The organism is Rhodococcus opacus (genome assembly GCF_012396235.1).
GTDB classification, from domain to species: domain Bacteria; phylum Actinomycetota; class Actinomycetes; order Mycobacteriales; family Mycobacteriaceae; genus Rhodococcus_F; species Rhodococcus_F opacus.
In genome coordinates this window covers 186,063-197,224 of sequence record NZ_JAAXPA010000013.1, presented here as the reverse complement: position 1 = coordinate 197,224, position 11,162 = coordinate 186,063, and the positions used below count along the sequence as shown (strand labels likewise).

9 protein-coding genes are annotated in these 11,162 nt (G+C 67.8%); 5 read left to right on the top strand and 4 right to left on the bottom strand.

What is annotated here, in order from left to right; all coding sequences use genetic code 11:
• Positions 1–172: 172 nt before the first annotated feature.
• Positions 173–631, bottom strand: a complete 459-nt coding sequence (locus tag HGB39_RS19425; RefSeq protein WP_054246034.1) for a carboxymuconolactone decarboxylase family protein — start codon at positions 629–631, stop codon at positions 173–175.
• A 49-nt stretch (positions 632–680) separates the two neighbouring features.
• Here HGB39_RS19425 and pdxR point away from each other — a divergent pair, with 49 nt between their 5' ends.
• From pdxR to HGB39_RS19410, 3 genes are all read left to right on the top strand, one after another.
• Entirely contained in the window at positions 681–2,090 is a 1,410-nt protein-coding gene (gene pdxR / locus HGB39_RS19420; protein ID WP_064080296.1) for a MocR-like pyridoxine biosynthesis transcription factor PdxR, read from the top strand.
• 229 nt (positions 2,091–2,319) lie between these two features.
• Positions 2,320–2,847 carry an OsmC family protein gene (locus tag HGB39_RS19415; protein ID WP_054246032.1) on the top strand — a complete coding sequence of 176 codons (528 nt, stop codon included), beginning with the start codon at positions 2,320–2,322 and terminating at the stop codon, positions 2,845–2,847.
• A gap of 40 nt (positions 2,848–2,887) precedes the next feature.
• A complete protein-coding gene (locus HGB39_RS19410) occupies positions 2,888–4,189 on the top strand; it encodes a bifunctional o-acetylhomoserine/o-acetylserine sulfhydrylase (protein ID WP_005572138.1) in 1,302 nt (433 codons plus the stop codon).
• Positions 4,190–4,234: 45 nt separating this feature from the next.
• Here the strand turns inward: HGB39_RS19410 and HGB39_RS19405 are convergent, their stop codons facing one another.
• The gene (locus HGB39_RS19405) at positions 4,235–5,413 is read right to left on the bottom strand and encodes an acyl-CoA dehydrogenase family protein (protein ID WP_005260501.1); all 1,179 of its coding nucleotides are present in this window, start codon (positions 5,411–5,413) and stop codon (positions 4,235–4,237) included.
• Positions 5,414–5,577: 164 nt separating this feature from the next.
• On the opposite strand from HGB39_RS19405, the gene HGB39_RS19400 reads away from it, so the two are divergent.
• Positions 5,578–6,840 carry an Nramp family divalent metal transporter gene (locus HGB39_RS19400; RefSeq protein ID WP_005572137.1) on the top strand — a complete coding sequence of 421 codons (1,263 nt, stop codon included), beginning with the start codon at positions 5,578–5,580 and terminating at the stop codon, positions 6,838–6,840.
• On the opposite strand, the gene HGB39_RS19395 is transcribed toward HGB39_RS19400, so the two are convergent.
• Positions 6,841–9,132, bottom strand: coding sequence for a serine/threonine-protein kinase (locus tag HGB39_RS19395; RefSeq protein WP_210752836.1), 2,292 nt, complete (start codon positions 9,130–9,132; stop codon positions 6,841–6,843).
• Positions 9,133–9,155: 23 nt separating this feature from the next.
• Complete coding sequence (locus HGB39_RS19390; protein ID WP_043792959.1) at positions 9,156–9,851, bottom strand: TetR/AcrR family transcriptional regulator; 696 nt, start codon at positions 9,849–9,851, stop codon at positions 9,156–9,158.
• A gap of 103 nt (positions 9,852–9,954) precedes the next feature.
• Between HGB39_RS19390 and HGB39_RS19385 the strand changes: the two genes are divergently transcribed.
• Complete coding sequence (locus HGB39_RS19385; RefSeq protein ID WP_064080295.1) at positions 9,955–11,139, top strand: lipid-transfer protein; 1,185 nt, start codon at positions 9,955–9,957, stop codon at positions 11,137–11,139.
• Positions 11,140–11,162: the final 23 nt, after the last annotated feature.

Below are 11,162 nucleotides of genomic sequence, written 5' to 3'. Positions count from 1 at the left end.
CGACCGCCCCACCGTGTTCTTCGAACTCATCGAACGCCACGGCTCCCTCGGCTTCGGCATCGGCAACTTCAAAGCCCTCTTCGAAGCCATCGAACGCGAACAAGCCGCCCGCGGAAACTTCTGAGCGGGCGGCAGTGCAGCGGGCGCGAGGCGGCGGGTCCGTTACCCGGGATCAGCGCACCCGCGGGGTCTTCCGCGTGCTCACGGCGATGCGATTCCACGCGTTGATCGTGAGCACCAGCGAGATGAGCTGCGCCAGTTCCTTCTCCTCGAAGTGCTCCTCCGCCTCCTCGTACACCGAGTCGGGGACGAAGCCGTCGGTCAGCACGGTGATCGCCTCGGCGAGCGCGAGCGCGGCACGCTCCTTGTCGGTGTACAGCCCGTGCGCCTCCTCCCACGCGCCCAGCAGGTACAACCTCTGTTCGCTGATGCCGATCTTGCGGGCATCGGCGGTGTGCATGTCGATGCACCACGCACAGTGATTGATCTGGGAGCAACGGGTGAGCACCAGCTCGACCAGCTCCGGGTCGAGGCCTTGCCGTGCCGCGGCGTCGAGGGCGATCATCGCCTTGTAGACGGCGGGGGCCTTGCGGGCGAGGTCGACGCGGGTCTTGCGCTCTGTTGTGGTCATACGACAACAGTAAGCGCGAAATAGCCCATCTCTATGGTTCAATTCGTGCATGGAAACTTGGGCCAATTCGGGTCTGGGCCGCGACCTCCATCTCGACCTCACCGCGTCCGGCGGCGGACGGGCGCCGGGGGTGCGCGCGAACCTGGTTTCCGCTCTGCGCGAGTCGATTCGATCGGGACGGCTCGTCGCAGGCACCACCCTCCCGCCGTCCCGCACCCTGGCCCTCGACCTCGGCCTCGCCCGCAACACCGTCGCCGAGGCGTACGCCGAACTCGTGGCCGAGGGCTGGCTCACCGCCCGGCAGGGGTCGGGGACCCGGGTCGCCGACCGGGCAGGCGAGCCGGCCCGACGTCCGCACACCCGTTCCGCGGCGGCGCCCCGACCGGCGTTGAGCCTGATGCCCGGTTCTCCCGACGTCGGGGAGTTTCCGCGTGCCGCCTGGATGGCGTCGGCCCGCCGGGCGCTCACTGCGGCACCCAACGACGCGTTCGGACCGGGTGATCCGCGGGGACGTCCCGAGCTCCGTCACGCTCTCGCCGAATACCTTTCTCGGGCACGAGGAGTGCGCACCGATCCCGACCACATCGTGGTCAGTGCGAGCTCGGGGCACGGACTGTGGTTGCTCGCCCGCGCCGCGAAGGGGCCGATCGCCGTCGAAGGGTATGGGTTGCACCTTCATCGCGAGCTGCTCGGCGATGCCGGCGTCTCCACCATCCCCCTGCAACTCGACGACCGCGGAGCGCAGCCCCCGGATACGACGGGCAGGCAACTGTCGGCGGCGTTGCTCACCCCGGCCCATCAATTCCCTACCGGCGGGCCGCTCCATCCCGGCAGGAGAACGGCTTTCGTGGAATGGGCACGTGCGACGGGCGCGATCGTGATCGAGGACGATTACGACGGGGAGTTCCGGTACGACCGCCAACCCGTCGGCGCCCTGCAGGGTCTGGCTCCGGACGAGGTGGCATACCTGGGCACCGTGAGCAAGACCCTCTCCCCCGCGATCCGCGTGGGCTGGATGGTGCTGCCGGAACGCCTGATCGACCGTGTTCTGGCAGTCAAGGGCGGATACGAGAGATGGGTCAGCGCGACGGACCAGCTGACCCTGGCCGACTTCATCGAGAGGGGCGCATTCGATCGGCACGTCCGCAGGATGCGCACCCTCTACCGTCGCCGGCGCGACACCCTCGTCGAAACCCTCGCCGCCCGTGCACCACACGTGCACGTCACCGGCATCGCGGCCGGTTTGCACGCCGTACTCGAACTTCCCGACGGGACCGAGGCGGCCACCGTCGACCGGGCCGCGTCCCTCGGTCTCGCGGTGGAGGGTCTACGCACGTTCCGTCATCCCGACGGTCCCGCGGACCGGTCCGACGGACTCGTCGTCGGCTACAGCACGCCGTCGTCCGCGCGTTTCTCGGCCACTCTCGACGCCCTGTGCCGCGCGCTGCCCACTCCGTGAGCAGAATTCCTATGGGACTGGTCGGAATGCGTGTCGTGCGGTTACAGTCTGATCCGTGACCGAATCCGGCGTGATCGACTCAGGTGAGCTGCTGACGCGGCGTCGCCATGTCGATTTCGCACTGGTGTGTACCTCGAGGTGTCCGATCTCCTGATCGGACCCGTCCCGGCGTGACGTTTCGCGCCGGATTCTTCCTGCACACCCTCGTTTTCGAAGGATTCTTACTGTCATGACCACTGCATCCGTTTCGCATCTCGCGTCGGTCATCGGCGCCACCCGCGACGCCGTGTCCGAGGATTCCGCGAACGCTCACGTCGTCTTCCGCGCCTCCGCGCAGGCGCACGACGCCGTCGCGAGCACCGTCACGCTCGGCAAGTACAGCGTCGAGGTGGACGAGCCACCGGCGCTCGGCGGCGACAATTCGGCGGCCAATCCCGTGGAGTACTATCTCGCGTCGCTGCTCTCCTGCCAGGTGGTCACGTACCGCTTCTGGGCCGAGAAGCTCGGTGTCCGCGTCGACGACATCTCGGCGCGGGCGGAGGGCGACCTCGACGTACGCGGGTTCTTCGGCTTCGACGAGGCCGTACGTGCCGGGTTCGGCGAAGTGCGCGTCGTCGTGACGCTGACCGGCCCGGAATCGCGGGAGCGCTACCTCGAACTGCAGGAGGCGGTGGATGCGCACTGCCCCGTCCTCGACCTGACCCGCAATCAGACCCCGGTCCGCACCGTGGTCGAAACACTCACCGGCGACAACTGATTCACCACATCCACCTCACCGAATCTGGAGCACACCACTCGTGACCGAGAGCATCGATCCCACCGTCAACTGGTCGTTCGAGACCAAGCAGATCCACGCCGGGCAGACGTCCGACGCGACCACCAAGGCGCGGGCGCTGCCGATCTACCAGACCACCTCGTACACGTTCGACAGCACCGATCACGCTGCCGCGCTGTTCGGTCTGGCCGAGCCGGGCAACATCTACACCCGCATCATGAACCCCACGCAGGACGCGGTCGAGCAGCGCATCGCGGCCCTCGAGGGCGGCGTCGCCGCACTGCTGCTGTCCTCCGGGCAGGCGGCGGAAACCTTTGCGGTGCTGAACCTCGCGGAGGCAGGTGACCACATCGTCTCCAGCCCGTACCTGTACGGCGGCACCTACAACCTCTTCCACTACACGCTGCCCAAGCTCGGCATCGAGGTGTCGTTCGTCGAGGACCCGGACGACCTCGAGCAGTGGCGCGGCGCCGTCCGCCCGAACACCAAGGCGTTCTACGGTGAGACGATCGCCAACCCGAAGAACCACATCCTGGACATCCCGGGAATCTCGAAGGTCGGCCACGACAACGGGATCCCGCTGATCGTCGACAACACGGTAGCCACGCCGTACCTGCTGCAACCGTTGAAGCACGGCGCGGACATCGTGGTGCACTCGGCCACCAAGTACCTCGGCGGTCACGGTACGGCGATCGCCGGTGTCATCGTCGACGGCGGCACGTTCGACTGGACCCAGGGCCGCCACGTCAACTTCACCACCCCGGACCCGAGCTACCACGGTGTCGTCTTCGCGGACCTCGGCGCCCCGGCCTACGCGCTGAAGGCGCGCGTGCAGCTGCTCCGCGACCTCGGTTCGGCGGTCGCCCCGTTCAACGCGTTCCTCATCGCGCAGGGCATCGAGACCCTCAGCCTGCGCGTGGAGCGGCACGTCGCCAACGCCCAGAAGGTGGCGGAGTTCCTCGAGGCCCGCCCGGAGGTCACGTCCGTGGCGTACGCGGGTCTGCCGTCCTCGCAGTGGCACGAGCGCGCACGGCAGCTCACCCCGAAGGGTCCGGGCGCGATCGTGACGTTCGAACTGGCCGGCGGCATCGACGCGGGCAAGAAGTTCGTCAACGCGCTCACCCTGCACAGCCACGTCGCGAACATCGGAGACGTGCGCTCGCTGGTGATCCACCCGGCGTCCACCACGCACTCGCAGCTGACCCCGGAGGAGCAACTCGCCGCCGGTGTGACTCCCGGACTGGTCCGGCTCGCCGTCGGCATCGAGGGTATCGACGACATCCTCGCCGACCTCGAGACCGGATTCGCCGCAGCCACACTCTGATCCGATGCCGGGAGGCCGGGGCGCGCGCCTCGGCCTCCCGGCGCTTCAGATCATGGCCCGCATCATCCCCTGCGGTTCGCCGCCGAGCTGGGTGAGCGCGCTCGCGTGGTTGGTGGGTCCGGGCACGTGGACCGCGTGCGCCAGACCGGCGTGCGCGTCGCGCCAGAACCGTTGCATCGGAGTCTTGTAGTGCAACGCACCACCGCCGGCGCGCGCGAAGATCTCGTCCACGGCACGCACCGCACGCCAGGCCGCGGCGATCTGGGTGCGGCGTCCGATCGCACGCTCCTCGAATGTGATTTCCTTACCCGCGTCGACCTTGTCGTAGAACCGGTCGGCGGTCTCGATGAGGGAGACCCGCGACGCATTGATTTCGGCGGCGGACTCTCCTATCGCACTGAGCACGTAGGGATCCTCCTTGATCTTCTGGCCCGTGATGGCGACGCGGTCCTTCTGCACCGCGATGTGACAGGCCAGCGCGCCCTCGGTGATGCCGATGACGGCGGCGGTGATGCCGAGCGGGAACATGCACGAGTACGGCATGTTGTACACAGGCTCCGGCCTGCCCGCCTCCTTCTGCGCACGTCCGTCCATCACCTTCGACGCGTTCAACGTCCGGTAGCCCGGGACGAATGCACCGTCGACGATCAGGTCCTTGCTTCCCGTTCCGCGCAGTCCGATGACGTCCCACGTGTCCTCGACGATCTGATAGTCGGTGCGCGGCAGAATCACGTGCAGCGACGAGGGTGGCATCGCGATGCCACCTTCGCCGTCGCCGACCATTGCCCCGAGGAAGGCCCACTGACAGTGGTCGGTGCCGGACGAGAACGACCACCGTCCCTTCAGGACGTATCCGCCGTCGACCGGTGTCGCGACCCCCATCGGCGCATACGGCGACGCCATCCACGTGTCGTTGTCCTCGCCCCAGATCTCCTCCTGCACCTGCGGGTCGGCGAAAGCCAGTTCCCACGGGTGCACGCCGACGATCCCGGTGACCCATCCGCTCGCACCGTCGAGTGCGGCGACTCCCATGACGGTCTCGGCGAACTCGCGGGGGTGGACCTCGTAGCCGCCGTAGAGCTTGGGCTGCAGCAACCGGATCGCGCCGGAGTCTCGCAGGAGGGCTGCGGCGGTGTCGGTGAGCCGGCAATCCGCCTCCGACTGGACGGCCTGCCCGCGAATCTCCTCGGCGACGCCGTCGATTCTGTCGAGAACCTGTCCCATCGGGACTCCCTTCCACCGCGAATAGAACACGTTCTAGTCAATATAGCGCCGAGGTGGCAGTTCCGAGCCGATCCGGCCCCGCGCTTGTAAGTTCGCAATCCCTAAATCTATAGTGCGGAGAGACGAATCAGCAGGTAGATCCGCAGACCACGACCAGGAGCTCCGTGAGCATCGAGGCATCCCGCCCTCTCCTCCCGCGCCGCTCGCCCCGCAAGGGCAGCATCCGAACTGTCGCGCTCCTCGGGCCCGCGTTCGTGGCTGCCATCGCGTACGTCGACCCCGGAAACGTTGCCGCCAACCTCACCGCGGGCGCGAAGTACGGGTACCTGCTCGTCTGGGTGCTCGTGCTCGCCAATGCCATGGCGGTGCTGGTGCAGTACCTGTCCGCGAAACTCGGGCTGGTCACCGGCAAATCACTGCCCGAGATGCTGGGGACCCGCCTGCGGACCGGGAACCGCCGCGCGTTCTGGCTGCAGGCGGAGGCGATGGCGATCGCCACCGACCTCGCCGAGGTGATCGGCGGCGCGATCGCACTCCATCTCCTGTTCGGCGTTCCCCTCTTCGTCGGAGGCCTGATCACGGGCGTCGTGTCGATGGGCATCCTGTCGATCCAGAGCCGCCGCGGACAGCGGACGTTCGAGTTCGTCGTGATGGGACTCCTGACGATCATCACCGTCGGGTTCCTCACCGGGCTCGTGTTCACCGACGTGTCGGGTACGGACGCGCTTGCCGGACTCGTGCCGCGTTTCGAGGGCACCGAGACGGTCCTGCTCGCCGCGAGCATGCTCGGCGCCACCGTGATGCCGCATGCGATCTACCTCCATTCCGCCCTCGCCCGCGACCGGCACGGGAACGACCTGGAAGGCCCCCGCCTCGCGCGACTGCTGCGGGTGACGAAGTGGGACGTGGTCGGTGCGCTGATCGTGGCGGGCGCGGTCAACATCGGCATGCTGCTGCTCGCCGCCTCGGCCCTGCGCGGCATTCCGGGCACCGATTCGATCGACGGCGCGCACGCCGCCATCCAGAGTTCGCTCGGCCCCACCGTCGCCGTCGTCTTCGCCGTCGGACTGCTGGCGTCCGGCCTGGCGTCCACGTCGATCGGCTGCGCCGCCGGCTCCGAGATCATGTACGGCCTGCTGTCGATGCGCATCCCGCTGTTGCTGCGCCGGGTGGTCACCTTGATTCCGGCACTGGTCGTGCTGGCGATCGGCGTCGATCCCACGTTCGCGCTCGTCCTCAGTCAGGTGGTTCTCAGCCTGTGCATCCCGTTCGCGGTGATTCCACTCGTGCGGATGACGTCGAGCCGCGACCTGATGGGCGTCCACCGCAACGCGACGGCCACCACGGTCGCCGCCTGGGTGGCGGCGTCGTTGATCGTCGTGCTCAATGTCTCGCTGCTGTGGCTGACGTTCACGGGTTCGGCCTGATCACTCGTGCCGCGGCGCACCGGACACGACGCGCTCCAGCGCGTGCAGGTCCTCGGACAGCATCCGGAACATCCAGTAGGCCGCCACGAACGCGATGACGCTGCCGACGCACAGGACGCGGAGCGCGACGATCACCCGGGGCAGGTCCTCCGGGGGAATGAACGTGGCTCCCGCGATCCCGAGCAGCGGCACGGCGGCGGCCGCGGCGAGGAAGAACGTGCTGCGGCGCCCCAACCGCTTCAACATCCTGGCGTCGGACGCACTGATCTCGCCGTGCCGCAGAAACACCGGGTAGAGGCAGCGGACGGCGTAGAAGTTCACGAAGAAGAACGGGTAGACCACCGCGATCGCTCCGCACACGAGCTGAGATGCAGTGAAGTGGACGATCGTGTTCCACGGAACCTGACTGCCGCTCACCTCCAACGTGATCGGCACGACGAGGCCGCTGACGATCCACAGACCGAGGCAGAGCAGTGCACACCGCTGGCCGAGCAGCAGGGTGTCCTGGCGCGCCCGGGCGAGCTGGGCGCCGGTGTAGACCCGCCCCCGGCGCAGCCCGCCGGCCACCATCGTCAGGTAGATCACCATCGACACCGTGCCCACGGCTCCGATGAGGAACGCGACCGTGTAGTCGATCCGGGTGATCCGCTCGAAATTCTCCTGCGCGGCGGGCGGCAGCTTGCTGATGATCAGGGTGCTGTTGTGCTGGTAGCTGTAGAGGATCGCCAGCAGATTGGGAACTGCGATGGCCAGGAACATGATCGGGTGCGTCCACCGCCGCATCCGCAGCCGCCAGCTTCCCGGCGGCGGATCGACCAGATCTCGGGCGTGCGCGTCGAGGCAGACGTCGAGCTGCTGGGCGAGTTCGGCACCGGAGGAGAACCGATCCTTCGGTGCCGGCGCCAGCGATTTCAGCAACACTCGCCGCAGCGCGTTCGGACAGTCGGCGGGCAGCGCGTCGGCGGCCGGTTCGTCCGGTCCGCGCCGCCGCGCGAGCATCGCGTCCAGAGTGGTGCGGTCGCCGGGCGGGTGGGAGCGCAGTTCGGCGTCGCTGTCGTCGAAAGGTCTTCTGCCGGTCAGCAACTCCCACAGGACGACCGCGAGCGAATACAGGTCGCTGCGGGTGTCGAGATCACCGGGTGCGCCCGGCCGGTCCGGGTGGATCGCCTCGAGTTGTTCGGGTGACATGTAGGCCAGCGAGCCGCCGAAGTACGCGACCGGACTCGACCCGGCGACGTTGCGGCTGAAACTGATGTTGAAGTCGGCGAGCTTGGGGACGCCCTCCGTCGTCAGCAACACGTTCGCCGGTTTGACGTCGCGGTGCAGGACGCCGTGGCGTCCGGCGTAGTCGAGCGCCTCCGCCAGCCGCCTGCCGAGCCAGGCGACCGTCTCGGGCCAGGTCAGCGTCGCGACCTCTCGGCGCACCCCGGATTCGCTGGGCCGGATCTCGCCTCGACCGAGCAGGGCCCGGTCGATCGCGTCCAGCAGCACGGCGCCGCTGCGCGAGTCCGGTGGCGTCTCACGAACCCGGGCGACCACGTCGAGCAGGGTGCCGCCCGGGACGTACTGCATGTACAGCAGTCTCAGGTCGCGGCCCGCGAGGAGGCGTTGATCGAAGACCCGGACGATGTAGTCGTGGTCGAACTGGGCCAGAGTCTGCGGCTCGGTGCCGTGGTCCAGGGAAATCTTGACGGCGACCATCCGTTGCAGCGACCGCTGCCGGGCCAGGAACACCCGCGCGAACGCACCCCTGCCGAGACCGGTCACGAGATCGAAATCGTCGATCCGCTGGCCGACCTCCAGATCGTCGAGCGTTCCGCCGCTCCCCGGAGACACCGACAGCGTCGTCTCCCCGCGATGGAGCGCCGTGCTGTGGTACTCGCCGGTGCCGAGCAGTTCGTCGAGCTCACCGGCCTGACCCGGAAAATTCTGCGTGTACTCGCTCGCCTCGACCGACTCCCCGCTGCGCCGCCGGATGTGGAACTCCTCGTACAGCAGATCCGGCGGCAACGGCCACCGCCGCAGTTCGGGCAGCTCCTCACAGTATTGGTCGAGCCGCTTCGGGTGGTCGCCGCGCAGCCAGCGGTTCTCCAGGTCGACTTTGACGAGTTCGATGAGCGTGACCCGGCGGAGCGCGGGAGACGCGGGCAGGTAGGCGACCAGATCGGGCGCGGACGACGAGGTTTCCCAGGCACTGGCGAAGCGCGCGACGGCGTCACCGACCGCCGTGTCCGACACCCAGGCCTGCTCGGAAGCGGCCGGTGAACCTCGCCGGGAGGGCATGAAAGCCATGGTAGCTGGCCATACCCGGCCGACTACTGCAGTTCCGACACCGGGGTCGACGGGTCGATGGTGACGCCGATCCGCGCCAGATTGCCGTGCAGCACTTGCCAGATCGACACCTCGAGGAACTCGGCCAGCTCGTCGCTGCCGAGCGCCGACTGCGGGTTGCTCAGCCATCGATTGACGCTGGCATCCACGAGTCCCACCAACCCGAAGGCCAGCGCCTCGGCCAGGTCAGAGTTGCCGGCCACCGTGTCGAGGACAGTCGCGAGCAGACCCGACAGCTGGAGCGCGATCGCGGTCTTCGTTCCGGTGACCACACGTGAGCCGGTCGTCCGCCTGCCCGGCGATCCGGTGCCGAGGAATTGGTGGAGCCGTGGATATTCCACGATCCACCGCAGGTACGTCTCCACGGCGCGGGCGATTGCCTCGCCCACTGTCCCCTCCGGTGTCAACGTGGGCGCGAGGTCCGCCATCAGTCGTTCGATGATGCGCCCGCGTAGCTGCTCGTCGAGGTCACCGCGATCGGTGAAGATCCGGTAGACCACCGATCGCGGGACGTCGGCGCGGTTCGCGATCTGCTGGACGCCCACGTCGGGACCGTCCTCGTTGATGGCGTCCATCGCGGCTTCGAGAATCCGGCTGCGGCGTTCCGCCTTGTGGTCCTCCCAGCGCGTGGCGCGGCCGTCCCCCTGGGGCGACGCGGCGGTTTCCACTTTGTCCGGCATCACGCATACGTTACCCACCCGACTGTTGACTGGACACCTTGTCTCACATACTTTGGTGAGACAAGGTGTCACACACACATTTCTCCGGACTCAGGGAGCCGCAATGGGTAACAGAGTGTTCGTCGTCGGCGTCGGGATGACGAAGTTCGAGAAGCCGGGTGCACGCGAGTGGGACTACCCCGACATGGCGCGTGAGGCCGATGGCAGGGCACTCGAGGACGCCGGGATCGAGTACCGGCTCGTGGAGCAGGCGTACGTCGGATACGTGTACGGCGAGTCGACGTCGGGACAGCGGGCCGTCTACGAACTCGGCCTCACCGGCATTCCCATCGTGAACGTCAACAACAACTGTTCGACGGGGTCGACCGCGCTCTTCCTCGCCACGCAGGCGGTCCGGAGCGGGCAGGTGGACTGCGCACTCGCGCTGGGCTTCGAGAAGATGCAGGCCGGTTCGCTCGGGTCCACGTACGACGACCGGGAACAGCCGATGATGCGCCACCTCCTCGCGCTCGCCGAACTTCAGGAGTTCGCGATGCCGCCGGCCCCCTACATGTTCGGCGCCGCCGGCAAGGAACACATGGAACGGTTCGGGACCACGGCGGAACAGTTCGCCGAGATCGGCGTGAAGAACCACCGCCACTCACAGAACAACCCGTACGCCCAGTTCCAGGTCGAGTACACGCTCGACGAGATCCTCGGCTCGAAGCCGATCTACGGGCCCCTCACCAAACTGCAGTGCTCCCCCACCTCGGACGGCTCCGGTGCCGTCGTCGTCGCGAGCGAGGAGTTCGTCGACAAGCACGACCTCGCCGGGCAGGCCGTGGAGATCGTCGGCCAGTCCATGGTCACCGACCTCCCGAGCACGTTCGAGGATCGGAGTGCGATCAGTCTGGTCGGCGCGGACATGACCCGCACGGCCGCGGCCCGCGTGTACGAACAGGCAGGCATCGGGCCGGACGACATCGACGTCATCGAACTCCACGACTGCTTCTCCACCAACGAACTGCTGACCTACGAGGCGCTCGGCCTGTGCGGCGAGGGCGAGGGCGGCAAACTCGTCGACAACGACGACACCACGTACGGCGGGCGCTGGGTGGTCAACCCGTCCGGCGGACTCATCTCCAAGGGGCATCCCCTCGGCGCCACCGGCCTCGCCCAGTGCAGCGAACTCACCTGGCAACTCCGCGGCACGGCCGACAAGCGCCAGGTCGACGGCGCCGCGGTCGCCCTCCAGCACAACATCGGCCTCGGTGGTGCCGTCGTCGTCACCGCCTACCGCGCACTCTGATCCGTCTCTCTCACAATTCCTTT